Below are 25,411 nucleotides of genomic sequence, written 5' to 3' on the forward strand. Positions count from 1 at the left end.
GCCGCGTGAAGTAAGGGACCGGTTGGGGGCCCTCAGGCAGGAAGAAATGTTGGCGGTGTGAGCCGCTTTCTTTTGCCTACTTTTCTTTGCGGCGGCAAAGAAAAGTAGGTGCCGCCCCGCACAGGGGCAACGTGTGAAGCACGCTAACGAAACGCGGATGCCAGTGAAAAGGCAAACGAACAGGGGCAACGCTTGAAGTACGAAGGCAAATCGCGGATGCCAGCACAAACGCCAAAACACCGCAACGCACGAAGCAAGAAGTCAAATCGCGGATGCCAGCGAAACCACCAGCAAACCAACCCACCCGCGCCGCGAAACCACTACCCCTGATGCGAGCACAAACCCCATCAGCGTCGCCGACAAAAACCCAACCCTTACCGGGTCCGCTCCGCTACAAACTCCTTCACCCGCTCCGCGTCATTCCCCAACACTTCAAACCGCTGCGGCAAATCCTCGATCCCACTGAAGGCCGCCGGCCGCTCCGGCTCCCGCTCGAGCGCTTCGCGAATCGTCTCGCCGAACTTGATCGGCTGCGCCGTCTCCAGCACGATCATCGGAATGCCTGCCTGCAGATGCTCACGCGCAACCTTCACGCCATCCGCAGTATGCGTATCAATCATCGTGTCGTATTGCTCGAACACATCGCGAATCGTATCGACGCGATCGTCGTGACTACTACGCCCGGAAACAAAACCGAACTCCTGCACACGCGCAAAATCACCGCTCGCCTGCAAATCGAATCCACCCTTCTCTTCGACGTCGCGGAACAACTGCAACACACGCTTCGGATCACGCCCAAGCAGATCGAAGACAAACCGCTCGAAGTTCGAAGCCTTCGAAATGTCCATGCTCGGGCTGCTGGTGTGATACGTCTCCGACGACTTGCGCACGCGATAAATCCCCGTACGGAAGAACTCGTCGAGCACATCGTTCTCATTGGTCGCGACCACGAGCTTTTCAACGGGCAAACCCATCATGCGCGCGATATGCCCCGCGCACACATTGCCGAAGTTACCCGACGGCACCGTGAACGACACGCGCTCGTCGTTGCTCCTGGTCGCCGCGAAGTAGCCCTTAAAGTAATACACAACCTGCGCAACGACCCGCGCCCAGTTGATCGAATTGACAGTGCCGATCTTCTGCTGCGCCTTGAACGCGTGATCGTTCGATACGGCCTTCACGATATCCTGGCAATCGTCGAATACACCCTCGATCGCGATGTTGAAGATGTTCGGGTCTTGCAGCGAATACATCTGCGCCGTCTGGAACGCGCTCATCTTCTTATGCGGCGACAGCATAAACACGCGAATGCCCTTCTTGCCGCGCATCGCGTATTCGGCCGCGCTGCCCGTATCGCCCGAGGTCGCGCCGAGAATGTTCAGCGTCTGCCCGTGCTTCGCGAGCGTGTACTCGAACAGGTTGCCGAGCAGTTGCATCGCCATGTCCTTGAACGCGAGCGTCGGACCGTTCGACAGTTCGAGCAGCGACAGGGGCGTGCCGCCTTCGACGCCAAGCGTCTTCAGCGGCGTGATCTGCGCAGCGTTCTCCTCGTCGCGCACGTTGCAGTACACCTGCGCCGTGTAAGTGCGGCGCGTGAGCTCGCGCAGGTCTTCATCGGGAATGTCGTCGCTGAATTTGCGCAGGATTTCGAACGCGAGGTCCGCGTACGGCAACGCGCGCCAGCGCGCGAGTTCATCCGCCGAGACCTTCGGATATTCGTTCGGCAAATATAAACCGCCATCCTTCGCGAGACCGCCGAGCAGGATGTCGGAGAACGTATGGCGCTCGCCGATACCGGCGCCGCGCGTGGAAATGTAATTCATGAACTAGCCTCTTTACGTGTGTGCGGTGCGTCAGTTCAGCGCTTCCATGCGCAGCTTCGTCACCTTCGACACGACCGTCTTCAGCGCCTCGATGTTCGCGATCGCCGCGTTGACGTTCTTTTCGACCGTCTCGTGTGTAATCAGGATGATGTCCGTCTCGCCCTTCTTCGATACGTCCACCTGCTCCGATTCCTTCTGCAGCAGCGCGTCGATCGAGATGCCCGTGTCGGCCAGAATGCGCGTGATGTCGGCCAGCACGCCCGTCACGTCGGCGACGCGCAAACGCAGGTAGTAGCCGCTCGTCACTTCGTCGATGGGCAGAATCGGCGTGCTCGACAGACGGTCCGGCTGGAATGCCAGATGCGGCACGCGATGCTCCGGGTCAGCCGTATGCAGGCGCGTCACGTCGACCAGATCGGCGACCACGGCGGAAGCCGTCGGCTCCGCGCCCGCGCCCTTGCCGTAATACAACGTCGTGCCGACGGCGTCGCCATGCACCACCACGGCGTTCATCGCGCCTTCCACGTTGGCGAGCAGACGCTTGGCAGGGATCAGCGTGGGATGCACGCGCAGTTCGATGCCGTTGTCGGCGCGGCGCGCGATACCCAGCAGCTTGATGCGGTAGCCGAGTTCTTCCGCATACTTGATGTCGATCGCGGCGAGCTTGCTGATGCCTTCAACGTAGGCCTTGTCGAACTGTACGGGCACGCCGAACGCGATTGCGCTCATGATCGTCGCCTTGTGCGCGGCGTCGACGCCTTCGATGTCGAAGGTCGGGTCGGCTTCCGCGTAGCCAAGTTCCTGCGCGGCCTTCAGCGCCGTCGCGAAGTCGAGGCCGCGGTCGCGCATCTCCGACAGAATGTAGTTCGTCGTGCCGTTGATGATGCCCGCGATGTACTGGATGCGGTTGGCCGTCAGGCCTTCGCGCAGCGCCTTGATGATCGGGATGCCGCCCGCGACGGCCGCCTCGAACGCGACCATCACGCCGTTGGCGCGCGCCGCTTCGAAAATTTCCGTGCCGTGTACGGCGAGCAGCGCCTTGTTGGCCGTCACGACATGCTTGCGGTTCTTGATCGCGCGCAGCACGAGTTCGCGCGCGATGCCCGTGCCGCCGATCATTTCAGCGACGATGTCGATAGTGGGATCGTCGACGACCGAACCGAAGTCGTCGGTAATCGCGACCGTGCCCGCTTCGCTGCCGAGCGCGGCTGTTGCCTTGGCGGGATTGCGCACGGCAATGCGCGCAATCTCGATGCCGCGGCCCGCGCGTCGGTTGATTTCTTCCTGGTTGCGGCGCAGTACCGTGAAGGTGCCGCTGCCTACCGTGCCGAAGCCCAGCAGTCCAACTTTGATCGGTTCCATGCAGCGTGTGTGTCGAGTGAGAGATTGGTAAATCGGTTCGGGCGCGGAGGGTCCGCGCTCAGGCCGCGTGGCGTTTGCGATAGCCGTCGAGGAAGCGCGCGATCCGGTGGATCGAATCGGCGAGATCGTCGACGTTCGGCAGGAACACGACGCGGAAGTGATCCGGCGTTTTCCAGTTGAAGCCGCTGCCCTGCACCAGCAGCACGCGCTCCTCCAGCAGCAGATCCAGAATGAACTGCTGGTCGTTTTCGATCGGGTACAGCTTCGGGTCCAGACGCGGGAACATGTACAGGGCCGCCTCGGGCTTCACGCAGGTGACGCCGGGAATCGCCGTCAGCATGTCGTACGCGAGTTCGCGCTGCTTGTACAGCCGGCCGCCGGGTGCGATCAGCTCGTTGATGCTCTGATAGCCGCCCAGCGCCGTCTGGATCGCATACTGGCCGGGGACGTTCGGGCACAGGCGCATCGACGCCAGAATGCCGAGCCCTTCGAAATAATCTTTCGCGCGGCGGCGGTTTTCGCCCGTCAGCCCCGACACCCACATCCAGCCCGCGCGGTAGCCGCACGAGCGGTAGCTCTTCGACAGGCTGTTGAAGGTGACCGTGAGCACGTCTTCGGACAACGACGCCATCGACGTGTGCGTCTTGCCGTCATAGATGATCTTGTCGTAGACCTCGTCCGCGAAAATCACGAGGCCGTGCTCGCGCGCGATCGCAATCAGGCCGAGCAGCAGTTCGTCCGAGTACAGCGCGCCCGTCGGGTTGTTCGGGTTGATGACGACGAGCGCCTTCGTGTTCGGCGTGATCTTCGCGCGGATGTCGTCGAGGTCGGGCATCCATGCGTTCGACTCGTCGCAGATGTAGTGTACGGGCGTGCCGCCCGACAGGCTCACGCCTGCCGTCCACAGCGGATAGTCGGGCGCGGGCAGCAGCACTTCGTCGCCGTCGTTCAGGAGCGCCTGCAAGGCCATCACGATCAGTTCGGACGCGCCGTTGCCGATGTAGATGTCGTCCAGTTCGACGCCCACGACGCCCTTCTGCTGCGCGTAATGCATTATCGCCTTGCGCGCGGCGAATACGCCCTTCGAGTCCGAATAGCCCGACGACGTGGGCAGATTGCGGATCATGTCCTGGATGATTTCATCCGGCGCTTCGAAACCGAACGGCGCCAGATTGCCGATGTTCAGCTTGATGATGCGATGGCCCTCTTCTTCGAGGCGCTTCGCATGCTCGAGAACGGGCCCGCGAATGTCGTAGCAGACGTTCAACAGCTTGTTGGATTTAAGTATCGGTTTCACGACGGGCACTTCGTCCTGGGTAAATGAGCGGGACCACCGGGTGAGCGGGACCATGGAGCACTCGCCCCACGCAGCGGGCAAGCGATGAGACGGGATTGCGCGGCGGGCGGTCCCGGTCCGCGCGGCGCGGGCCGGACCGGCACCAAGCATGATACGGGACGTGGGCGGCGCGCGGCCGTCGGGGGCCGGACAGACGTTCGGGTAGCGCCTTTCGCCGACGCTTTCCGGGCAGCCCACGGGCATCCGCGGAGCACCCCGCGATACACCCCACTGGCTGCGGCGGGCGCGGTCGCCAGCCTTGCGGGCGCGGCTTGTGGCAGCGCGCGAACCTGAAGGGAGCCGCCGGGCGGCTAAAAAGTTATAATTTAGCGGATTTTGACCGACTTCCGCAATGCACCACGCAAGGCTCTGCAAGCCTGGAGCACGCGGCGGCAAGCGCCCGCCCACGCGCGCGGGGCGCCGAAGCCGCCGTTCGCGCGGGTGCCCGGAGTCTCGACTGTCCCTGTGGCATTGAACCCGAGCTTGCGCATGCCGGTCGAACCGCGACTGCATGTCTAACGACGACCACGGAAAACCAGTTTGAAATTACACCAGGATTCAAGCGGCGCCCTGAACACCGTCACGGGCTACGGCGCCGGCTATGTCGACATCAATCTCGAACGTCATACGGGCAGCATCATCGTGATGCCGGAAAGCCCCGTCATCAGCTGGCCTGTGTCGTCGTTCGAGGCCCTTTCGCCCGAGCACTTCGCGCTGCTGATCGAGCCCGCGCCGGAAGTCGTCATCTTCGGCAGCGGCGAACGCCTGCGATTTCCGCATCCGCGCCTCACGGCCGCGCTCGCCGCCCACCGGATCGGCGTCGAGACGATGGACTTCAAGGCCGCTTGCCGAACCTACAACATCCTGATGGCGGAAGGCCGCAAGGTCGCCGCCGCGCTGCTGATCGAAGGCTGAACGCTGCGTCTGCGCCCGCCCTTCCAGAAAACGCCGCGGCGTTTTTGGATTGGCTGTCTTGCGGATCAAGTACACTGCGCGGCCCGGCGCCCGAAAGCGGGCGATGGCAGGCGAAAGCGGGCCACGAAACACGCCACCAATCAGGTTGCATAAGGCTGCATAAGGTTGTGTTAAGGACCGCGCACGGACAATGCGCGCCGGCGGGCTGCGCAGCATCGGCTGCAGCGCAGCCGCGCCACGCCCAGCCCGCGCGCGCCCTGCGACACGCCGGCAGCGGAATTCGCGCTGCGCGCCGCCCCAACGCGCCGCAGCAAAGATTCCGTCCGAACGGAATAAGAAAGAAGCCGCGACAGCGGCGCCGACAAAGGTTGAAAAACACATGAACGACAAGCCGTCCGGGCTGACGCTCAATCGCACGACGGTCCTGCTGCTCGTGCTTACGCTCGCCGTGATCTGGTTCGTGCCGCTCGGCTGGCGTCATCTGCTGCCGAGCGACGAAGGCCGCTACGCGGAAATGGCGCGCGAAATGTTCGTCACCGGCGACTGGATCACGCCGCGCTACAACGGCTACAAGTACTTCGAGAAGCCGCCGCTGCAAACCTGGCTGAACGCGCTGTCGTTCGCGTGGTTCGGCATCGGCGAATGGCAGGCGCGCCTCTACACCGCGCTGACGGGCTTCGCGGGCGTGCTGCTGATCGGCTACACGGGCGCGCGCGTGTTCAATGTCGCGACGGGCTTCTTCGCCGCGCTCGTGCTTGCTAGCGCGCCGTACTGGTATCTGATGGGCCATTTCAACACGCTCGACATGGGCCTGTCGTTCTGGATGGAAGTCACGCTGTGCGCGCTGCTGCTCGCGCAGCGCCCGGGGCTCGCCGCGCGCGAGCAGCGGCTGTGGATGTGGCTCGTGTGGGCGTCGATGGCGCTCGCGGTGCTGTCCAAGGGCCTCGTCGGGCTGATCCTGCCGGGCGCCGTGCTCGTGCTGTACACGGTGGTCGCGCGCGATTGGGCGCTCTGGAAGCGTCTGTATCTCGTGAGCGGGCTGATCGTGTTTTTCGCGGTCGTCACGCCGTGGTTCGTGTTGGTGCAGGATCGCAACCCCGAATTCTTCAATTTCTTCTTCGTCGTCCAGCAGTTCAGGCGCTATCTGACGCCCGAGCAGAATCGCCCCGGCCCGCTCTGGTACTTCGTGCCCGTGATGCTGGTGGGCTTCCTGCCGTGGCTCTCGGTCACTTTTCAGAGCGCGCGGCATGCGCTGCGCATGCCGCGCCAGGCAAACGGCTTCGCGCCCGTCACGCTGCTGTTCGTGTGGACCGCGTTCATCTTCGTGTTCTTCAGCGCGTCGCATTCGAAGCTGCTGTCGTACACGCTGCCCATCGCGCCCGCGATCGCGCTCGTGATCGGCATGTATCTGCCCCTCGTCACGCGCGAGCAGTTTCACCGGCACCTGACGGGCTACGCGCTGTTCCTCGTGGCGGGCGGCTTCGGCGCCGTGTTTCTCGGGCGTCTTGGCGACCGGCGCAATCCGAATGCGCTGTACCTGGAATTCCGCACATGGGTGTTCGCGGCGCTCGCGATCGGGTTCGTGTTGACGCTCGTCGCGATCTGGATCAACCGGCGCAGGCGCGGCGCCTCGAGCGGCGCGCAGAACGGTCTGCCCGCTGGCGCCATGAACCCCACGCAGGGCACCGCAAGCGCGAACGCAACATCGACGGGCATCGTCGGTGCCGCGACGGCGTTCGGCATCGGCTGGGTGCTGCTCGCGACGATCGCCGGCACGGGCCACGACGCGTTCGGCCGGCTGTCGTCGGGCGCGCCGCTGGCGCCCGACGTCAAGGCGGCGCTCGCAAAGCTGCCCGCCGACACGCCGTTCTACTCGGTCGGCGTGCTCGATCACACGCTGCCTTTCTACATCGACCACACGATGATCATGGTCGAGCATGCGGACGAACTGGCGTTCGGCGTGTCGGTTGAACCGCAAAAATGGGTGCCGACGGTCCCGCAATGGGTCGAGCGCTGGAAGGCCGACCGCTACGCGTTGGCGCTGATGTCGCCGGACCGATACAAGGAATTCAGCGAACAGCACCTGCCGATGACCGTCGTCGCGCGCGATTCGCGCCGCGTGATCGTCGAAAAGCCGCTTCCCGCTGAAGCAGGCGCCGCTTCGCAAGGCGCCGCGCCGGCCGCGGCTTCAGCGCCACAGCCGCAGCAATGACCTCCTCCCTCACTCGAACTATCCTTCGATGAACCCGATTTCGCTTTTCTGCATCCTCGCTGGCGTCGCGCTGAACGCGACGGCCCAACTGCTTCTGAAGGCCGGCACGAATGCCGTCGGCCATTTCGACTTCACGATGGCCAACATCATTCCGATCGGTTGGCGTATCGCGACGCAGCCGCCCATCGTCGGCGGCCTCGCCTGCTATGTGCTGAGCGTGGTCGTGTGGATCGTCGGGCTGTCGCGTGTGGACGTGTCGATTGCCTATCCGATGCTGTCGCTCGGCTATGTTGTGAACGCGTTCGCCGCGTGGTATCTGTTCGGCGAGGTGTTGTCGGCGCAACGCCTGATCGGCATTGGCGTAATCCTGGTCGGCGTGGTGCTCGTCGCGCGTAGCTGACGGCACGGCCTGCCGGCGCGGTCCGGACATAGAAGAAACGCCCCTGGCAAGCACGCCGGCGTCTGCTAACGTATTCCAAATTGTTTCGAGCGCTGGACATTGGAGCGGAACTCGCACATTATCGCCGCCGCATTCCGGCACTGATCAGCGCAGCCGCGGCAAATTAAGCTTAATGAAAGCTAAATGCCGGGCTTCGTTAAGAAAAGCAGCCAGTGACCCTTTTAAATATCGAGCAAAACCATCCATGACCCAGTCATCCGTTCCGTTTTTGCCGTTCGTCCGTCCCGAGATCGATGAAGAAACGATCCGCGGTGTTGTCGACGTGCTCCGCTCCGGCTGGATCACGACGGGCCCGCAGAACCAGGCGTTCGAAAAGGCATTGTCGGAATACTGCGGCGGCCGCCCGGTGCGTACGTTCAACTCGGGTACGGCGACGCTGGAAATCGGTCTGCGCATCGCGGGCGTCGGTGCCGGCGACGAAGTCATCACGACGCCGGCGTCGTGGGTATCGACCAGCAACGTGATCCTCGAAGTGGGCGCGACACCCGTGTTCGTCGATATCGACCCGGCCACGCGCAACATCGATCTGGATCTGATGGAAAAGGCGATCACGCCGCGCACCAAGGCGATCATTCCCGTGTTCCTGTCGGGCCTGCCCGTCGACATGGACCGCCTCTACGCAATCGCCCGCGCGCACAAGCTGCGCGTGATCGAAGACGCCGCGCAGGCGTTCGGCTCGACGTGGAACGGCGAGCGTATCGGCAAGCTCGGCGACATCGTGTCGTTCAGCTTCCACGCCAACAAGAACCTGACCTCGATCGAAGGCGGCGCGCTCGTGCTGAACAACGAGGAAGAAGCCGTCCTCGCGCAGAAATACCGGCTGCAGGGCATCGTGCGCACGGGTTTCGACGGCATGGATTGCGAATTGCTGGGTGGCAAGTACAACCTGACGGACGTCGCGGCGCGCGTCGGCCTCGGCCAGCTGCAGCATATCGAGCGCTTCAACGCGCAGCGCAGGAAGCTCGCGCACGCGTACTTCGATGGTTTCGAAGGCGGCGCAGCCGTGAAGCTCGGCATGGGCCTGCCGCTCGCGGACTTCGAAAACAGCAACTGGCACATGTTCCTCGTGACGCTGCCGCTCGGGCGCCTGTCGCTCAGCCGCGCAGGGTTCATGGAGCAGATGAAGGAACGCGGCATCGGCACGGGCACGCACTACCCGGCTATCCACCTGTTTTCGCTGTACCGCGCGATGGGCTACAAGGAGGGCATGTATCCGCATGCGGAGCACTATGGCGCGACCACGCTCACGCTGCCGCTCTTCACGCAGATGAATGAAGGCGACGTCGCGCGCGTGTGTCGCGCGGTCAACGAGATTTGCGAACAATACGGCCGATAATCTGGTCAATCAAGCGGTCAACCAAGCGGAAACCCAGCGGAAATGAATCAAACGGACCCACGCCCGGTCGCTCCCGAACTCTCGGTCATCATCCCCGTGTACAACGAGGAAGCGGGGCTCGGCGAGCTGTTCTCGCGCCTGTACCCGGCCCTCGACGCGCTCGGCACGGGCTACGAGGTGATCTTCATCAACGACGGCAGCCGCGACCGGTCGCCGGCGCTGCTCGCCGAGCAGTTCCGCGCCCGTCCCGACACCACGCGCGTGATCCTGCTGAACGGCAACTACGGGCAGCACATGGCGATTCTCGCGGGCTTCGAGCAGTCGCGCGGCCAGATCGTCGTCACGCTCGACGCCGACCTGCAGAATCCGCCTGAAGAAATCGGCAAGCTGTGCGCGAAGATGCGCGAAGGCTTCGATTACGTCGGCACGATCCGCATGCAGCGCCAGGACAGCCTGTGGCGACGCAAGGCGTCGCTCGTGATGAACCGGCTGCGCGAGCGCATCACGCGCATCAAGATGACCGACCAGGGCTGCATGCTGCGCGCGTACAGCCGCCATATCGTCGACACGATCAACCGCTGCGGCGAAATCAACACGTTCATCCCCGCGCTCGCCTACACCTTCGCGCAAAACCCCGTCGAGATCGACGTCGCGCACGAAGAGCGCTTCGCGGGCGAGTCGAAGTATTCGCTGTACAGCCTGATCCGCCTGAACTTCGACCTCGTGACGGGCTTTTCGGTCGTGCCGCTGCAATGGCTGTCGTTCATCGGCGTGATTCTTTCGATGGGCTCGGCGGCCCTGTTCGTGCTGCTGCTGATTCGCCGCTTCATCATCGGCGCGGAAGTGCAAGGCGTGTTCACGCTGTTCGCCATCACGTTCTTCATGCTCGGCGTGATCATCTTCGCGCTCGGGTTGCTTGGCGAATATATCGGCCGCATCTATCAGCAGGTGCGCGCGCGGCCGCGCTACCTGGTGCAGACCATCCTCGAACAACGCAACGGCGAGCCGGTTGCCGCGCAGCCGCGCCAGTCGGTCATCCCGGGCGTGCAGCCCGCGCCCGTCACGGGCGATGACCAGGGGCTCATCCGATGAAGCCGCGCGCCGTCGTTTTCGCGTATCACAACGTCGGCGTGCGCTGTCTGCAGGTGCTGCTCGCGCGCGGCGTCGACGTCGCGCTCGTCGTCACGCACGAAGACAGTCCCACGGAAAACATCTGGTTCGGCAGCGTCGCGTCGGTGGCAGCCGAGCACGGCATTCCCGTCGCCACGCCCGCCGATCCGAAGAGCCCTGAATTGCGCGCGCGCGTCGTCGAGGCGCGGCCGGACTTCATCTTCTCGTTCTATTACCGGCACATGTTGCCTGTCGATCTGCTGGCTGTAGCGCCGCGCGGCGCGTACAACATGCACGGCTCGCTGCTGCCGAAGTATCGCGGCCGCGTGCCGACCAACTGGGCCGTGCTGAACGGCGAAACCGAGACGGGCGCGACACTGCACGAGATGGCCGCGAAACCGGATGCCGGCGCGATCATTGCGCAGACGCCCGTGCCCATCCTGCCCGACGACACTGCCGCGCAGGTGTTCGACAAGGTCACCGTAGCCGCCGAGCAGACGCTGTGGCGCGCGCTGCCCGCGCTGCTCAAGGGCGAGGCGCCGCATCTGCCGAACGATCTCGCGCACGGCAGCTACTTCGGCGGACGCAAGCCGGAAGACGGGCGCATCGACTTCAGCCAGAGCGGCCAGCAGGTCTACAACCTGATTCGCGCCGTTGCGCCGCCGTATCCGGGAGCGTTTACGGAAATCGACGAAGAACGTTTCGTCGTCGCACGGGCGCGGCTTGCACCGCCCGGCGCGCCAGGCGGGGATTTGCCGCCCGGCATCCACGTAGGCGATAATGGCTTTTTTGCGACATGCGGCGACGGCCGCATTATCGTGATCCACGAATTGCGGCATCTGCGCGACGGCAACGAACGCGTCGTCACCCCCGCCGAATTCACCCAGCTCACTCAATCTTCCCGTAACACATGAAAAAAGTCCTGATTCTGGGTGTGAACGGCTTCATCGGCCATCACCTGTCCAAGCGCATTCTCGAAACGACCGATTGGGAAGTGTTCGGCATGGACATGCAGACCGAACGCCTCGGCGATCTCGTCAACCACGAGCGCATGCATTTCTTCGAGGGTGACATCACGATCAACAAGGAGTGGGTCGAGTATCACGTGAAGAAGTGCGACGTGATCCTGCCGCTGGTCGCGATCGCTACGCCCGCTACGTACGTGAAGCAGCCGCTGCGCGTGTTCGAACTGGACTTCGAGGCGAACCTGCCCATCGTCCGTTCGGCCGTGAAGTACGGCAAGCATCTCGTCTTCCCGTCGACGTCGGAAGTCTATGGCATGTGCTCCGACGAACAATTCGACCCGGACGAATCCGCCCTCACCTACGGCCCGATCAACAAGCCGCGCTGGATCTACGCGTGTTCGAAGCAGCTGATGGACCGCGTGATCTGGGGTTACGGCATGGAAGGCCTGAACTTCACGCTGTTCCGTCCGTTCAACTGGATCGGCCCGGGCCTCGACTCGATCTACACGCCGAAGGAAGGTTCGTCGCGCGTGGTCACGCAGTTCCTCGGTCATATCGTGCGCGGCGAGAACATCAGCCTCGTCGACGGCGGCGCGCAGAAGCGCGCGTTCACGGATATCGACGACGGCATCAGCGCGCTGATGAAGATCATCGATAACAAGGACGGCGTCGCGACGGGCAAGATCTATAACATCGGCAACCCGACCAACAACTTCTCGGTGCGCGAGCTCGCGCACAAGATGCTGGCGCTCGCCGCCGAATTCCCCGAGTACGCGGAAACGGCGAAGAAGGTGCAACTGGTCGAGACGTCGTCGGGTGCGTATTACGGCGCGGGCTATCAGGACGTGCAGAACCGCGTGCCGAAGATCGACAACACGATGCAGGAACTCTCCTGGGCGCCGCATTCGACCTTCGACGAAGCGCTGCGCAAGATTTTCGAAGCGTACCGCGGCCATGTCGCCGAAGCACGCGCCCTCGTCGAACAACAGTAAGGGCTGCCGCGCTTGGCTCTGATCGTCCTGAAGATCGATGTCGATACGCTGCGCGGCACGCGTGAAGGCGTGCCGAATCTCGCGCGTATCTTCGACCGCTACAAGGCGCGCGCCACGTTCCTGTTCAGCCTTGGCCCGGACCACACCGGTTGGGCGATGCGGCGCGTGCTGCGGCCAGGCTTTCTGAAGAAGGTGTCGCGCACGTCGGTGGTCGAGCATTACGGCGTGAAGCAGCTGATGTACGGCGTGCTGCTGCCCGGCCCCGACATCGGCGCGCGCGCCCGCTCCGAAATGCGCGCGATCCACGAAGCCGGCTTCGAATGCGGCATTCACACGTGGGATCACGTGTACTGGCAGGACAACGTGCGTTCGCGTCCGCGCGACTGGACCGTCGCGCAGATGCAGAAGAGCCACGACCGCTTTGGCGAGATCTTCGGCATGCCGCCCGTCACGCACGGCGCGGCCGGCTGGCAGATGAACGGCCATGCGTTCGAGCAGATCGACGCGTGGGGCATGCAGTACGCGTCCGATGGACGCGGGCATACGCCGTACTTCCCCGTGGTCGGCGGCCGCACGCTGACGCATGTGCAGATGCCGACCACGCTGCCTACGCTCGACGAAGTGCTGGGCATCGACGGCATCGACACGGACAACGTCGCTGCATGGATGCTCAAGCGCACGGAAAACAATCCGCACGATCAGGTGTTCACGCTGCACGCGGAGCTCGAGGGCCAGAAGCTTGCGCCCGTGTTCGAGCAACTGCTTGCCGGCTGGCGCGCTCAGGGCCACACGTTTGCCACGATGGGCGATTATCACGCCACGCTAGACCGTGACACACTGCCGTCGTACCCTGTGACGTGGGGCGAGATTCCGGGCCGTTCCGGCGAACTGATCGTTCAGCCCGACTAGCCGCACGGCGGCCGGGCATCATTCGACACGCGTTCGCCCAATGTCAAAGACCTCATTGCCGAACGCGCGACACGTCCCGAAGAACACCCAGCAACCCCGAAAGAAGGCGCTCAGGCGCGGCCCACGCCGCCGCCGACACCGATAACAACCGATAACAAACCGGAGGACCTCGTGCCCATCGCAGTCGATCAAGCCGTTCCCGATTTCACCGCCCCGGCTACGGGCGGCGACTTCACGCTGTCCAGCCTGCGCGGCAAAAAAGTGGTCGTGTATTTCTACCCGAAGGACAACACGCCCGGTTGCACGACGGAAGGACTGCAGTTCCGCGACCTGTATCCGAAGTTCAAGAAGGCGGGCGCGGAGATCATCGGTGTGTCGCGCGACAGCGTGCGTTCGCACGATAACTTCAAGGCCAAGCTGGAACTGCCGTTTACCTTGGTATCGGATCCGGACGAAACGCTGTGCACGCTCTTCGGCGTCATGAAATTGAAGAAAATGTATGGCAAAGAAGTACGGGGAATCGAGCGCTCCACATTCGTCATCGATGCTGAAGGCGTGCTGCGCCGCGAATGGCGCGGCGTGAAAGTGCCAGGTCACGTCGACGAGATTCTGGAGGCTGTACAAGCGCTTTGAGGCGCGTTATATTGGGCCGCAATGAGTGCCTGTTCACATACTTTTTTCCGCAGTTGCGCTGCAGATCGCGTCGTCGTCGCCGCTGGCAGTAAGGCAGTGACCCCGGCCATGAGGCGATCCATGAGGCGCAATGCGATGACCGAAGTTGAGCCGCTTGCCCCGTCTGCCGGGGCGGCGGCTTTTTTAATTGCGCGCAGCAGTTTGCGTCGTTCGCAGCGCACTTTCGTCAAGGAGCCGATCGAAGACCAGGCGAACCGGCATTACTAATCCGACACGCGCCACCGGACGCAAATTGCGGGCGCACGACGCACGACAGTTTGCGGCAGGCGGCGAAGAATTGTGACCCGCTTTACTCGAGGGAAACCATGCCTTTGCCTACCCCACCCAGCAAGCTCGGCAATCTGTTGCCGCCTGATGAATACACGGCGAAGCCTGCAAAGCCTGGTCGAAAACAGGCGTATGAAGGGGAGCAAGCCGCATCGGCCGAATATGGCCGCGCCAACGTCGCCGCACCGATGACGCACGCCGCCAACGCGGCCACCACGCTGCGCCCCGTTCACAGCGCCGCCGAGCCCGTTGCCGAAGCCACACCGTCCCGCAGTCGCAAGTCGAAGCAGACGGCCGCCTTGCTGCAGCCCGTCCCCGCCGCGCCCGCTGTCGCCCCCGCGACGGCAGCGCCTGTCGTCGCGCGTGGCAAGGGTTCTGCCGAAGCGGAAGCGCCCGCCGCAGCAAGCGCCAAGCCGACCCGCACCGGCACGAAGAAAGGCGCGACCAAGGGTGCGCAGGTGGAGGTTCGCAAGCTGTTCGTGCTCGACACCAACGTGCTGATGCACGATCCGACCTGCCTCTTCCGCTTCGAGGAACACGACGTCTATCTGCCCATGATGACGTTGGAAGAACTCGACAACCACAAGAAGGGGATGTCGGAAGTCGCGCGCAACGCACGTCAGGTGAGCCGCACGCTGGATTCGCTCGTCGCGAATGCGGGTGACATGTCGGAAGGCATTTCGCTCGCGCGTCTGGGCAGCCGGGAAGCGCTGGGACGCCTCTACTTCCAGACGAAGCTCACGCATATCGAGCCCGTCGAAGGCCTGCCGCAAGGCAAGGCGGACAACCAGATTCTCGGCGTCGTGCGCGCGCTGCAGCGCGACCGCGAGGACCGCCAGGTCGTGCTGGTGTCGAAAGACATCAACATGCGCATCAAGGCGCACGCGCTCGGCCTGCCCGCCGAAGACTACTTCAACGACCAGGTTCTCGAAGACAAGGATCTGCTCTACTCCGGCATCCGTCAGCTGGCGCCCGACTTCTGGACGAAGCACGCGAAGGACATGGAGAGCTGGCAGGACACCAAGACGGGCACCACGTACTACCGCGTGACGGGCCCGCAGTGCGCGTCGATGCTGGTCAACGAGTTCGTCTATCTGGAGCCGCAGAACGGCGAGCCGGCGTTCCACGCGATCGTGCGCGAGCTGAACGGCAAGACGGCGCTGTTGCAGACCCTGCGCGACTACGGCCACCACAAGAACAACGTGTGGGGCATCACGGCGCGCAACCGCGAGCAGAACTTCGCGCTGAACCTGCTCATGAATCCCGAGATCGACTTCGTCACGCTGCTCGGTCAGGCGGGTACCGGCAAGACGCTCGTCGCGCTGGCGGCGGGCCTCGCACAGGTGCTCGACGACAAGCGCTACAACGAGATCATCGTGACGCGCGCGACGGTTCCTGTCGGTGAAGACATCGGTTTTCTGCCAGGTACGGAAGAGGAAAAGATGCAGCCGTGGATGGGTGCATTCGACGACAACCTCGAAGTGCTGCAGAAAACGGATGACGCAGCGGGCGAATGGGGCCGCGCGGCGACCCAGGAACTGATCCGCTCGCGCCTGAAGATCAAGAGCATGAACTTCATGCGCGGCCGGACGTTCGTCGACAAGTATCTGATCATCGACGAGGCGCAAAACCTCACGCCGAAGCAGATGAAGACGCTCGTCACGCGCGCCGGTCCGGGTACGAAGATCATCTGTCTTGGCAACATCGCGCAGATCGATACGCCGTATCTGACGGAAGGCAGCTCGGGCCTCACGTATGTCGTCGATCGCTTCAAGGGCTGGGCGCACAGCGGGCATGTGACGCTGGCGCGCGGCGAGCGCTCGCGGCTGGCCGATTACGCGTCGGATATTCTCTAACGCGCTTTGTTTGCTGGTTCAGAAGCCGCTTCCGGTTCGCGCCGGAAGCGGCTTTTTCTTTGTGTTTCGCCTTTTCTGATTGCGATGCAATCGACATAGCGCCCGCCGCTCAAAATTGACATTTAGCGCGCAAACTTCAAGTAACCCATCAACATTTCTTGCGAGAGGCCCGTCGGACGGGCTACCATCGGGCATCATCGGTTTCCCGCGGGCGTCGTCGCTCGCCTTCGCTTTCATGCTTCGCCTCGCCCTGTCACTGCTGCTCGTCGCCCTGCTCGCCGCCTGCTCAGGCGCGCCGCAGAAGACCGTGCGCAGTTCGGGCGGATCGTATGCGTCGTCGGGCGGCGCGTATCGGACCACGCCACCGGGTTTCCCCCGTTTCGTCGATCACAGCATCGGGCGTGAGGAAATCTCCATTCAGGCGATGAGCCTCGTCGGCGTGCCCTATCGCTGGGGCGGCAATACGCCGGATAGCGGTTTCGATTGCAGCGGACTCGTACACTACGTCGTGCAGCGCGCGGCTTCCGTGAACCTGCCGCGCACGACGGCCGATATGAGCTCACGCGGCGATTCCATCGAACCCGACGAAATCGCGCCGGGCGATCTGATTTTCTTCAACACGACGGGGCGGCCGCATTCGCATGTCGGTATTTATGTCGGCAAGCTGCGTTTCGTGAACGCGCCGTCGACGGGCGGCACCGTGCGGCTCGACTATCTGACCAATCCCTACTGGGCGAAGCGCTTCGACGGCATTCGCCGGGTGGCGCCCGCGTTGAACAAGCCCACGACGACGCCGTTCGATGCACCGAGCTATGAGGCCGCGACGCCTGCATCTCCGGCGCCCGCCGTTGCAACGGTGGAAGCAGCGCCCAAACCGGCCGCGCCCGACGTCGGCGGCGGCGCGTACGGTTCGTCCCGCGGCGCTTACGTGGCGCAGACTCGCGCTCAACCCGCGCCCGTGGCGAATCAGGGCGTCGCCGCACCAGCCGCCACGACGGCCGCATCGGGCGATCAATTCGAACCGCCGCCTCCCGGCATGAGCGCCGCGCAGATGCAGGCGCGCGCAGCGGGCGCCATGTCGCCGACGCCGGTCGCTTCGCCGGCCGCCTCCACGCCCGCGGATGCCACGCCCTCGCGCGTCTACAGTGCCGCGCCATCGCCCGCTTCCGCCCCCGATGCCATCGACGCCGCCGCCGACGCCTACGAACCACCGCCTCCCGCCGCCGTAGCGGCGCGCCAGGCCCGCCAGGCGCAGTTCTCCGGCGACAGCCGCGAATCGGGCGGCGTACAGATCATGCGAGCATCGACGGCGTCGCGCCCCATTCCCGCGCCGACGCAAACCAACGACGACCCCATCGCGGGCTTCGCCAACTACTGATTCAGGCACGGGCCATTGACGCCCGATTCACCCGCGCCGCCGCACCTCTGCTATCTTTTGACGATATTTCCCCAATGGCAGGTGACGACGATGGATCTCGGGCTCAAAGACAAAGTGGTTCTGATAACGGGCGGCAGCAAGGGCATCGGACTCGCGTGTGCGCGGGCGTTCGCCATGGAGGGCGCCAAAGTCGCGATCGTGTCACGCGATCCCGCGAACCTCGCCCGCGCACGCGAGCAGCTTTCGAGCGAAGGGCTGCATGTACACCTGACGCGCGCCGATCTGCACGAGCCGCATAGCGCCGCCGACGTCGTCGAGGAAGCGACGAGCGCCGTCGGCCCGATCGACATCCTGATCAACAGCGCGGGCGCCGCGCGCCGCTACGACCCCGAATCGCTCGACGCCGCCGCCTTCAAGGCGACGATGGAAGCCAAATACTTCCCGTATATCTATCCGCAGCAGGAAGTGCTCAGGCGCATGGCCGAGCGCGTGAAGTCCGGCGCGGCGAAGGAGCCGGGAACGATCGTCAACATCATCGGCATGGGCGGCAAGATCGCGAGCGACATCCATATCGCGGGCGGCGCGGCCAACGCGGCGCTGATGCTCGCCACCGTCGGCCTCGCGCACTATTACGCGCGCTACGGCATCCGCATCAACGCGATCAATCCGGGCGCGACGTTGACGGAGCGTGTCGAAGAAGCCCTGCAACTGGAAGCGTCGCGCGAAGGAATCGAAACCGCCGAAGCACAGGCGCGCGGCGAGGCGCGCGTGCCGCTCGGACGTTTCGCGAAACCGGAGGAGATAGCCGACGTTGCTCTGTTTCTGGCGAGCCGCCGCGCGAGTTATGTGACGGGCGCGATCGTCCCGATGGATGGAGGCAGCACGCCGCTGATCTGAACGCGGCGCGCCATTTTTAAAGCAGCCTTACAGGAAGCGATGGCCGAGCCACCAGCCGGCCGCCGCGAGCACGGCAGACGCGGGAATCGTCAGCACCCACGCCCAGACGATATTGCCGGCGACGCCCCAGCGCACGGCCGACAGCTTCTGCGTCGCGCCGACGCCGACGATTGCGCCCGTGATCGTATGCGTCGTGGAGACGGGAATGCCGAGAAACGACGCGATGAACAGCGTGATCGCACCGCCCGTCTCCGCGCAGAAGCCGCCGACAGGCTTGAGCTTCGTGATCTTCTGGCCCATGGTCCGCACGATGCGCCAGCCGCCGAACAGCGTGCCGAGGCCCATCGACAGATAACACCCGCCGATCACCCACAGCGGCGGCGCGTCGGCCGCGGCCGACGCGTAGCCCGTCGCGATCAGCAGCATCCAGATGATGCCGATGGTTTTCTGCGCGTCGTTGCCGCCGTGACCGAGGCTGTACAGCCCCGCCGACACCAGTTGCAGACGCCGAAAACGCCGGTCGACCTTGCTGGGCGGCGTGCGGAAGTAGATCCACGACACCAGCAGCATGAAGAACGAGCCGAGCACGAAGCCGAGCAGCGGCGACACGATGATGAACGTGACCGTTTTCATCAGCCCGTCCCAGTTGAGCGCGGCCCAGCCGGATTTGGCGAGCGCCGAGCCCACCAGCCCGCCGATCAGCGCGTGCGACGAACTGGACGGAATGCCGTAGTACCAGGTGACGATGTTCCAGCCGATCGCGCCGACCAGCGCGCCGAACACGACGTAGTGATCGACGATGCCGGGGTCGATCGTGCCCTTGCCGACCGTCTGCGCGACTTTCAGGTGGAAGATGAAATACGCGATGACGTTGAACGCGGCGGCAAACGCGACGGCCTGTTGCGGCTTCAGCACGCCCGTCGAGACGACGGTGGCGATCGAGTTCGCCGCGTCGTGGAAGCCGTTCATGAAGTCGAAAACGAGCGCGACGACCACGAGCGTCGCGACCGCCCAGATAGCGAGTTGTATCGAATGCATCAGGCGTTTTCCAGCACGATGCCTTCGATGATGTTCGCCACGTCCTCACACTTGTCGGTGATCGACTCGAGCAGCTCGTAGATCGCCTTCAGCTTGATCAGCGTCTTGACGTCGTCCTCTTCGCGGAACAGCTTCGACATTGCCGAGCGCAGCACGCGGTCGGCGTCGGATTCCAGACGGTCGATGTCTTCGCACGCCTTCAGAATCTCGCGCGCCTGCTTCATGTCCGACAGCATGGCGACAGCCGCCTGCACGCGTTCGCAGCAAGCGGTCGAAATGTGCGCGAGCTGGCTCGCTTCCGACGTCACCGCCCGCACGTCGTACAGCGAAATGGCCGTGGCGACGTCCTCCATCAGGTCGAGGATGTCGTCCATCGTGGTGATCAGCTTGTGGATTTCGTCGCGGTCGAGCGGCGTGATGAAAGTCTTGTGCAGCAGATCGATGGTTTCGTGCGTCAGTTTGTCGGCCGCTTTTTCGGCCGTTTGCACGTTTTGCTTGTGGATCTCGGCGTCGCCGAGGTTGTCGATCAACAGTTCGAGTTCGTGGCTCCCCGCGACGATGTGCTTCGCGTGAGCGTTGAAGATTTCAAAAAATTTGCCCTCGGTGGGCATGAATCGACCGAACATTGGGGTCCCAGAAAATGGTCACGGTGGTGCTGTCATAAAACCGCAATATTGTACCGTTCCGGACCATTCCGGGTGTGACGCGGGGCCGTGTTTTGTGCGCGCGCGCAACGGCGGGCGCAACCCGGTGCCCCCGTTCACGTGGAGTGTGCTACTCGCTGCCGTAGAAATTCTGCGCGCCCGCAAAATTGTCGAACTTCGTGAATTGCCCGTGGAACGTGAGCCGAACTGGGCCGATCGGACCGTTACGCTGTTTGCCGATGATGATTTCGGCGGTGCCCTTGTCGGGGCTGTCCGGGTTGTAGACCTCGTCGCGGTAAATGAACAGGATCACGTCCGCGTCCTGCTCGATTGCACCCGATTCGCGCAGATCGGACATGATCGGTCGCTTGTTCGGGCGCTGTTCGAGACCGCGGTTCAGCTGTGACAGCGCGATCACGGGCACGTCGAGTTCTTTGGCGAGGCTTTTCAGCGAACGCGAGATTTCCGAAATTTCCGTCGCGCGATTTTCGCCCGACGACGAGCCGCTCATCAGCTGCAAGTAGTCGATGATGATGAGGCCGAGCTTGCCGCACTGGCGCGACAGACGCCGCGCGCGCGAGCGCAGTTCCATCGGGTTCAGGCCGCCCGTTTCGTCGATGAAAAGCTGCGCCTCGCTCATTTTCTGGACGGCATGCGTGAGCTTCGGCCAGTCTTCGTCCGTCAGGCGCCCGGTCCGCATGCGGTGCTGGTCGAGCCGGCCGACCGAGCCAAGCATACGCATGGTCAGTTGCGTGCCCGGCATTTCCATCGAGAACACGGCGACTGGCAAACCGTATTCGACGGCCACGTATTCGCCGATGTTCATCGAGAACGCTGTTTTACCCATCGACGGGCGCCCCGCCACGATGATCAACTCGCCGCCATGCATGCCCGAGGTCATCCGGTCGAGGTCGACGAAGCCCGTTGGCGTGCCCGTCACGTCGCTCGGATTGGCCGTGTGGTACAGCGTGTCGATGCGTTCGACGACCTGCGTCAGCAGCGGCCCGATTTCGAGGAAGCCCTGCGTGCCGCGCGCGCCGTCTTCGGCGATCGAGAACACCTTCGATTCCGCTTCGTCGAGCAGCTGGCGAACTTCCTTGCCTTGCGGATTGAAGGCATCGGCGGAAATTTCGTCGGCGACCGACACGAGCCGGCGCAGCACCGCACGATCCCGCACGATTTCCGCATAACGCCGGATGTTCGCCGCGCTCGGCGTGTTCTGCGCAAGCGCGTTCAGATACGCGAGCCCGCCCACCTCTTCGGCCTTGCCCGACGTGGTCAGCGCTTCATAGACGGTCACGACGTCGGCGGGACGCGTCGACGCGATCAGCCTGCCGATGTGCTCGAAAATGAGGCGGTGGTCGTAGCGGTAGAAATCGCTTTGCGAGAGGAAGTCGGCAATGCGGTCCCATGCGGCGTTGTCGAGCAGCAGACCGCCCAGCACCGATTGCTCGGCCTCGATGGAATGGGGCGGGACTTTCAGCGACTCGATTTGAGGATCTTTCGACGGTGCGTTCATGGGGTGGAATTATCAGGCAAAGTGGGACGGCGGGATAGCATCCTGAAAATCGAACCGCCGCAGCGCGCGGCAAAGCGAATTCGGACAATAAAAAAGGCAGAGGCCGGTTTCCCGGCCCCTGCCTTTTATCGCCAGCAACGTCCCGGCGATCTTATTTTCTGCCTGGCTTAGACGTGCTCGCCCAGCACCGACACCGTGACGTCAACCGTGACGTCCGTGTGCAGCGAGACGTGAACCGGATGGTCGCCAACGATCTTCAGCGGGCCTTCCGGCAGACGCACTTGCGCCTTTTCAACTGCGAAGCCTTGCTTGCCCAGTGCTTCGGCGATGTCGGCGTTCGTCACCGAGCCGAACAGACGGCCGTCGACGCCAGCCTTCTGCGCGATCTGAACCGTCAGGCCCGACAGCTTTTCACCTTGTGCCTGAGCAGCCGTCAGCTTTTCAGCTGCGACCTTTTCCAGTTCTGCGCGGCGAACTTCGAATTCAGCGATCGCTTCCTTCGTTGCGCGGCGTGCCTTCTTGTTCGGGATCAGGAAGTTACGTGCATAGCCGTCCTTGACCTTGACGATGTCGCCCAGGTTGCCGACGTTCACAACTTTTTCGAGAAGAATGATTTGCATTCGGATGCTCCTTGACGTCGTCCGGTTAGGCCTTGTGCTGATCGGTGTACGGCATCAGCGCGAGGAAACGTGCGCGCTTGATCGCCGTGTCGAGCTGGCGTTGATAGTGGGCCTTGGTACCCGTCAGACGTGCCGGCGTGATCTTGCCGTTTTCGCCGATGAAGTCCTTCAGCGTATCGATGTCCTTGTAGTCGATCTGATCGACATTTGCAGCCGTGAAACGGCAGAACTTCTTGCGCTTGAAGAGCGGGTTTTGTTGCTGACGACGCTTGTCGAATTTCTTACCAGTCGGGCGGGGCATGTTCAGTCCTTTCCAATGTCCTGCAATTCTGTGATGTGAAACACCAGAGTTCTCGCGTTGCGGCTTTTCTTCGCCAGGAAGCCGGTGAAGAGCGTTTCAACGCCCATTTCAACCCGCTCCAGCTTGCCGCTCGCCTCACCGGCCGCGACCGCCTGCATGATCAGCTCGACGGTTCGGGCAACGCCCGCTTCGACGACCTGCGTGCGGTGTTGCAACGTACAGCCTGCAATCGGAACGCCGGCGGGGGTGTACCGCACTATTTCGCGTTCGACGACGCTTGCCGTGAGTTGCAGCCGGTTCATCGCTTCCTTTTACGGACGCTGAATGAGAGCGCGCCGCGTGACTCTGATGGCTTAATGGTTCTGCTTTAAGCCTGCGCTTCCGTCGGCTGCGATGCAGCCGCCTTCTTGGCTTCTTCGCGCTGCACTTCCTTCATCATCGGCGACGGGCCGGTTTCGGCCTTCTTCATCTTGACGATGAGGTGACGCAGAACGGCGTCGTTGAACTTGAACGCGTGTTCCAGTTCGTCGAGCGTAGCCTGGTCGCATTCGATGTTCATGCAGACGTAATGAGCCTTCGCGAGTTTCTCGATCATGTAGGCCAGTTGGCGACGGCCCCAGTCTTCGATGCGGTGGATCTGGCCACCGTGCGACGTGATCGTGGTCTTGTAACGCTCGATCATGGCGGGCACTTGCTCGCTTTGATCGGGATGCACGATAAAGACGATTTCGTAATGACGCATGTTCACTCCTTGTGCTGACTTATGGATAGAAGCCACCCGGGCGTCGAACCGGTGTGGCAAGTGAGAAGCCGAAGAATATAACCTGAATCGGCACTGTTTGCAAGATAAAGCAGGTGGCATCCGCCGGATTCGGGCGTGTTTTCAATGATTTAGGGCGGCTGGCGGCACAAAAACACGCCGCCAGCCGCCCTTCGAATGCCATCAATAGTCTTCAGTCTCCGTCAACTGCCGGAATAAGGCGCCCCCGGCTCCGCGCCATGCAGCCGGGCCGTCAGCGCGGCCTGCAACGCCGTCAGCGACTCGGGCGCGGCGTCCGTCACGGCCCACCACATCATCCCCTCGTCGCGCCAGCGCGCCACCGCATAGCCGTCCTGAATCAGCGGAGCGCCCGGTTTGCCCGCCGCGCGGTCGTCCTCGGGGAACACGTAGACGTCGATCACGTGCTTGGCGTGCCGGTACGTCAGCACGGCCACCCGCCGATGCCCCACATAGTCGAGCCGCCCGCCCGCCAACGGGAAGCCGCTCGCGCTGAGATCCTCCACAGGCGGCGCGTAGTCGAGCTTGCCGTTGAACCACGGCTTGACCGTGTGCTGATCCGTCGACACCACGTCGATATCGTGTCCCGACAGTTGCGCGCGCACATGGCTCGCCACCACTTCGTCGACCAGCGGCATCGGTTCGCCCGTCCGGTGCAGCGACACCGCAATGCCCGCCGCGACGAGCGCACAGAACGCGAGCGCGAGACCGCCGCGCCAGGCCGCGCCCGTGTGCCATCCGCCGCCGCTCATCGCGCCGCTCGCGCCCTCGCCCGCCAGCGGCCCGAAGCCGCCGCCTTTCGGAAGCTGTGGCAGTTGCGGCAGCCGCACCCAGTCGAACCAGCCTTTGCGCTGCCTCGCGCGTGGCTCGGGCCGCATTTCGCTGTCGCGCACCGCCCCTTGCGAAGCGGCAAGCTCGGTCGGCGGCAGCGCCGCCATGATCTTCGCGCGCAGTTCATCCGGCGCGCGATAGTAGTTGGCCGAGCGCACCGCGCCCTTCATTGCCCTTACCATCTCGCTTTCCCTCCGGCATGCCTCGCAGCTTTCGATATGCCGCTGCACGTCGCGCGATTGCGGCGGCGTGAGTTCGTGGTCCGCATTCGCATCGAGAAGCGGCCGTGCTTCGTTACAGTCCATCTGGCGCCTCCTGTGCGAGTCCACCCGGCAGCGCGCCGGGAGCGTGCGGCATCCAGCCGCTTTCGGTTTTACGTGGCGTATCGGGCGATCCGCCGGGCGGTGCTCCGCCGCTGGCGTGCCCCGGACGGGACGGCCCCTGGGTCCGGGCCGATGCGCGCATGGCTGGCCGGGCGCCCGGCACATCGTCTGCTCCGTCCGGCCCGCGCTGCGCGGCGCTCCCATCGCGCGCGCCGCCTCTCGGCCGCGCGCTCCCCTTCGATTGCAAGGTCGTCAACGCCGTCGCGAGCTTGCGTCGCCCTCGCGCGAGCCGCGACATCACGGTGCCGACAGGCAGATCCGCAATCGTGGCGATCTCGCGGTAGCTCAACTCTTCCAGCTCGCGCAGGATCAGCACCTCGCGATATTCGACAGGCAGCATTTCCAGCGCCTCATGCACGAGCCGCGTGTTTTCGTCGCGGATCAGCAGCGCTTCGGGGTCGGGCGAGTTCGCGCTCCAGCCTTCGAAGGTTTCGTCGTCGAGGTTCTCGTCGAACTCGATCGTCGCGTTGACGCCGCCCGAACGCCTTCGCCATTCCGTGTACCAGGTGCGCCGCACGATCGCGAGCAGCCAGGGCCGCGCGGTCTCGCCGTGGAACGTGTCGAAGAAACGGTAAGCGCGCATGAACGCTTCCTGCACGACGTCGTCGGCGTCGTGTCCGTTGCCGCATAGCCACCGCGCAAGGTTGTACGCGGCATCGAGATGCGGCAGCGCCATCTGCTGAAAGCGCAGACTGCGCGCGGCCTCGGCGCGCGCGTCGCCCCCAGCATGTTTTCCGGTCTCATTCACCGATCGCCTCCAGGCTTGCCCAGACTTCACGGCTGCAA

General features: G+C 63.6%; 25 protein-coding genes. 13 read left to right on the top strand and 12 right to left on the bottom strand.

Annotation, left to right across the window (positions count from 1 at the left end; genetic code table 11):
- Positions 1–374 precede the first annotated feature (374 nt).
- The 3 genes from thrC to C2L65_RS08695 are packed head-to-tail and all read right to left on the bottom strand — an operon-like array spanning position 375 to position 4,491.
- Positions 375–1,823, bottom strand: coding sequence for a threonine synthase (gene thrC, locus C2L65_RS08685; RefSeq protein ID WP_042310214.1), 1,449 nt, complete (start codon positions 1,821–1,823; stop codon positions 375–377).
- Between the two features lie 30 nt (positions 1,824–1,853).
- A complete protein-coding gene (locus tag C2L65_RS08690; protein ID WP_042310213.1) occupies positions 1,854–3,185 on the bottom strand; it encodes a homoserine dehydrogenase in 1,332 nt (443 codons plus the stop codon).
- Between the two features lie 58 nt (positions 3,186–3,243).
- Complete coding sequence (locus tag C2L65_RS08695) at positions 3,244–4,491, bottom strand: pyridoxal phosphate-dependent aminotransferase (RefSeq protein WP_035539403.1); 1,248 nt, start codon at positions 4,489–4,491, stop codon at positions 3,244–3,246.
- A gap of 570 nt (positions 4,492–5,061) precedes the next feature.
- Between C2L65_RS08695 and C2L65_RS08700 the strand changes: the two genes are divergently transcribed.
- From C2L65_RS08700 to C2L65_RS08755, 13 genes are all read left to right on the top strand, one after another.
- Positions 5,062–5,436: an Mth938-like domain-containing protein gene (locus C2L65_RS08700; RefSeq protein ID WP_042310209.1), complete on the top strand. Its 375-nt coding sequence runs from the start codon at positions 5,062–5,064 to the stop codon at positions 5,434–5,436.
- A gap of 379 nt (positions 5,437–5,815) precedes the next feature.
- Positions 5,816–7,648 (top strand): glycosyltransferase family 39 protein, encoded by a 1,833-nt coding sequence (locus tag C2L65_RS08705; protein WP_042310222.1) that lies wholly within the window; start codon positions 5,816–5,818, stop codon positions 7,646–7,648.
- 28 nt (positions 7,649–7,676) lie between these two features.
- Positions 7,677–8,048 carry an SMR family transporter gene (locus C2L65_RS08710; protein ID WP_007586539.1) on the top strand — a complete coding sequence of 124 codons (372 nt, stop codon included), beginning with the start codon at positions 7,677–7,679 and terminating at the stop codon, positions 8,046–8,048.
- A 244-nt stretch (positions 8,049–8,292) separates the two neighbouring features.
- A complete protein-coding gene (locus C2L65_RS08715; RefSeq protein WP_042310207.1) occupies positions 8,293–9,444 on the top strand; it encodes a DegT/DnrJ/EryC1/StrS family aminotransferase in 1,152 nt (383 codons plus the stop codon).
- A 42-nt stretch (positions 9,445–9,486) separates the two neighbouring features.
- Complete coding sequence (locus tag C2L65_RS08720) at positions 9,487–10,536, top strand: glycosyltransferase (protein ID WP_042310205.1); 1,050 nt, start codon at positions 9,487–9,489, stop codon at positions 10,534–10,536.
- Entirely contained in the window at positions 10,533–11,468 is a 936-nt protein-coding gene (locus C2L65_RS08725) for a formyltransferase (RefSeq protein ID WP_042310203.1), read from the top strand. Before C2L65_RS08720 ends, C2L65_RS08725 begins: the two co-directional genes overlap by 4 nt.
- On the top strand, positions 11,465–12,511 hold the full coding sequence (locus tag C2L65_RS08730; protein ID WP_052426929.1) for a bifunctional UDP-4-keto-pentose/UDP-xylose synthase: 1,047 nt from the start codon (positions 11,465–11,467) through the stop codon (positions 12,509–12,511). The genes C2L65_RS08725 and C2L65_RS08730 overlap by 4 nt, the downstream gene beginning before the upstream one ends.
- A gap of 12 nt (positions 12,512–12,523) precedes the next feature.
- Positions 12,524–13,420, top strand: a complete 897-nt coding sequence (locus C2L65_RS08735) for a polysaccharide deacetylase family protein (protein WP_042310201.1) — start codon at positions 12,524–12,526, stop codon at positions 13,418–13,420.
- A 171-nt stretch (positions 13,421–13,591) separates the two neighbouring features.
- On the top strand, positions 13,592–14,053 hold the full coding sequence (locus tag C2L65_RS08740; protein ID WP_007586546.1) for a peroxiredoxin: 462 nt from the start codon (positions 13,592–13,594) through the stop codon (positions 14,051–14,053).
- 135 nt (positions 14,054–14,188) lie between these two features.
- The gene (locus C2L65_RS47040; protein ID WP_255221895.1) at positions 14,189–14,320 is read left to right on the top strand and encodes a hypothetical protein; all 132 of its coding nucleotides are present in this window, start codon (positions 14,189–14,191) and stop codon (positions 14,318–14,320) included.
- A gap of 98 nt (positions 14,321–14,418) precedes the next feature.
- Positions 14,419–16,236, top strand: a complete 1,818-nt coding sequence (locus C2L65_RS08745) for a PhoH family protein (protein ID WP_042310199.1) — start codon at positions 14,419–14,421, stop codon at positions 16,234–16,236.
- Positions 16,237–16,471: 235 nt separating this feature from the next.
- The gene (locus tag C2L65_RS08750; protein ID WP_042310197.1) at positions 16,472–17,614 is read left to right on the top strand and encodes a C40 family peptidase; all 1,143 of its coding nucleotides are present in this window, start codon (positions 16,472–16,474) and stop codon (positions 17,612–17,614) included.
- A 90-nt stretch (positions 17,615–17,704) separates the two neighbouring features.
- Positions 17,705–18,511 (top strand): SDR family NAD(P)-dependent oxidoreductase, encoded by an 807-nt coding sequence (locus tag C2L65_RS08755; RefSeq protein WP_042310218.1) that lies wholly within the window; start codon positions 17,705–17,707, stop codon positions 18,509–18,511.
- A 27-nt stretch (positions 18,512–18,538) separates the two neighbouring features.
- Here the strand turns inward: C2L65_RS08755 and C2L65_RS08760 are convergent, their stop codons facing one another.
- From C2L65_RS08760 to C2L65_RS08800, 9 genes are all read right to left on the bottom strand, one after another.
- Complete coding sequence (locus C2L65_RS08760; RefSeq protein ID WP_042310195.1) at positions 18,539–19,549, bottom strand: inorganic phosphate transporter; 1,011 nt, start codon at positions 19,547–19,549, stop codon at positions 18,539–18,541.
- Entirely contained in the window at positions 19,549–20,175 is a 627-nt protein-coding gene (locus C2L65_RS08765) for a DUF47 domain-containing protein (RefSeq protein ID WP_042310193.1), read from the bottom strand. The genes C2L65_RS08760 and C2L65_RS08765 overlap by 1 nt, the downstream gene beginning before the upstream one ends.
- 148 nt (positions 20,176–20,323) lie before the next feature.
- Positions 20,324–21,712, bottom strand: coding sequence for a replicative DNA helicase (locus C2L65_RS08770; RefSeq protein ID WP_007735136.1), 1,389 nt, complete (start codon positions 21,710–21,712; stop codon positions 20,324–20,326).
- A 167-nt stretch (positions 21,713–21,879) separates the two neighbouring features.
- Entirely contained in the window at positions 21,880–22,332 is a 453-nt protein-coding gene (gene rplI / locus C2L65_RS08775; protein ID WP_042310191.1) for a 50S ribosomal protein L9, read from the bottom strand.
- Positions 22,333–22,357: 25 nt separating this feature from the next.
- Positions 22,358–22,633 (bottom strand): 30S ribosomal protein S18, encoded by a 276-nt coding sequence (gene rpsR, locus C2L65_RS08780; RefSeq protein ID WP_036004965.1) that lies wholly within the window; start codon positions 22,631–22,633, stop codon positions 22,358–22,360.
- Positions 22,634–22,635: 2 nt separating this feature from the next.
- Positions 22,636–22,935, bottom strand: coding sequence for a primosomal replication protein N (gene priB / locus C2L65_RS08785; protein WP_007586561.1), 300 nt, complete (start codon positions 22,933–22,935; stop codon positions 22,636–22,638).
- A gap of 65 nt (positions 22,936–23,000) precedes the next feature.
- A complete protein-coding gene (rpsF, locus tag C2L65_RS08790) occupies positions 23,001–23,375 on the bottom strand; it encodes a 30S ribosomal protein S6 (protein WP_042310189.1) in 375 nt (124 codons plus the stop codon).
- Between the two features lie 221 nt (positions 23,376–23,596).
- Positions 23,597–24,547, bottom strand: coding sequence for an anti-sigma factor family protein (locus C2L65_RS08795; RefSeq protein ID WP_042310188.1), 951 nt, complete (start codon positions 24,545–24,547; stop codon positions 23,597–23,599).
- The gene (locus C2L65_RS08800) at positions 24,537–25,373 is read right to left on the bottom strand and encodes an RNA polymerase sigma factor (RefSeq protein ID WP_042310216.1); all 837 of its coding nucleotides are present in this window, start codon (positions 25,371–25,373) and stop codon (positions 24,537–24,539) included. Before C2L65_RS08800 ends, C2L65_RS08795 begins: the two co-directional genes overlap by 11 nt.
- Positions 25,374–25,411: the final 38 nt, after the last annotated feature.

The organism is Paraburkholderia terrae (assembly GCF_002902925.1).
Taxonomy (GTDB): Bacteria; Pseudomonadota; Gammaproteobacteria; order Burkholderiales; family Burkholderiaceae; genus Paraburkholderia; species Paraburkholderia terrae.

Excerpts from the sequence above, each read along its gene's own strand:
- thrC (WP_042310214.1), bottom strand. The coding sequence starts at position 1,823 with ATGAATTACATTTCCACGCGCGGCGCCGGTATCGGCGAGCGCCATACG.
- C2L65_RS08690 (WP_042310213.1), bottom strand. The coding sequence starts at position 3,185 with ATGGAACCGATCAAAGTTGGACTGCTGGGCTTCGGCACGGTAGGCAGC.
- C2L65_RS08705 (WP_042310222.1), top strand. The coding sequence starts at position 5,816 with ATGAACGACAAGCCGTCCGGGCTGACGCTCAATCGCACGACGGTCCTG.
- C2L65_RS08710 (WP_007586539.1), top strand. The coding sequence starts at position 7,677 with ATGAACCCGATTTCGCTTTTCTGCATCCTCGCTGGCGTCGCGCTGAAC.
- C2L65_RS08715 (WP_042310207.1), top strand. The coding sequence starts at position 8,293 with ATGACCCAGTCATCCGTTCCGTTTTTGCCGTTCGTCCGTCCCGAGATC.
- C2L65_RS08720 (WP_042310205.1), top strand. The coding sequence starts at position 9,487 with ATGAATCAAACGGACCCACGCCCGGTCGCTCCCGAACTCTCGGTCATC.
- C2L65_RS08725 (WP_042310203.1), top strand. The coding sequence starts at position 10,533 with ATGAAGCCGCGCGCCGTCGTTTTCGCGTATCACAACGTCGGCGTGCGC.
- C2L65_RS08730 (WP_052426929.1), top strand. The coding sequence starts at position 11,465 with ATGAAAAAAGTCCTGATTCTGGGTGTGAACGGCTTCATCGGCCATCAC.
- C2L65_RS47040 (WP_255221895.1), top strand. The coding sequence starts at position 14,189 with ATGACCGAAGTTGAGCCGCTTGCCCCGTCTGCCGGGGCGGCGGCTTTT.
- C2L65_RS08745 (WP_042310199.1), top strand. The coding sequence starts at position 14,419 with ATGCCTTTGCCTACCCCACCCAGCAAGCTCGGCAATCTGTTGCCGCCT.
- C2L65_RS08750 (WP_042310197.1), top strand. The coding sequence starts at position 16,472 with ATGCTTCGCCTCGCCCTGTCACTGCTGCTCGTCGCCCTGCTCGCCGCC.
- C2L65_RS08755 (WP_042310218.1), top strand. The coding sequence starts at position 17,705 with ATGGATCTCGGGCTCAAAGACAAAGTGGTTCTGATAACGGGCGGCAGC.
- C2L65_RS08760 (WP_042310195.1), bottom strand. The coding sequence starts at position 19,549 with ATGCATTCGATACAACTCGCTATCTGGGCGGTCGCGACGCTCGTGGTC.
- C2L65_RS08765 (WP_042310193.1), bottom strand. The coding sequence starts at position 20,175 with ATGTTCGGTCGATTCATGCCCACCGAGGGCAAATTTTTTGAAATCTTC.
- C2L65_RS08770 (WP_007735136.1), bottom strand. The coding sequence starts at position 21,712 with ATGAACGCACCGTCGAAAGATCCTCAAATCGAGTCGCTGAAAGTCCCG.
- rplI (WP_042310191.1), bottom strand. The coding sequence starts at position 22,332 with ATGCAAATCATTCTTCTCGAAAAAGTTGTGAACGTCGGCAACCTGGGC.
- rpsR (WP_036004965.1), bottom strand. The coding sequence starts at position 22,633 with ATGCCCCGCCCGACTGGTAAGAAATTCGACAAGCGTCGTCAGCAACAA.
- priB (WP_007586561.1), bottom strand. The coding sequence starts at position 22,935 with ATGAACCGGCTGCAACTCACGGCAAGCGTCGTCGAACGCGAAATAGTG.
- rpsF (WP_042310189.1), bottom strand. The coding sequence starts at position 23,375 with ATGCGTCATTACGAAATCGTCTTTATCGTGCATCCCGATCAAAGCGAG.
- C2L65_RS08795 (WP_042310188.1), bottom strand. The coding sequence starts at position 24,547 with ATGGACTGTAACGAAGCACGGCCGCTTCTCGATGCGAATGCGGACCAC.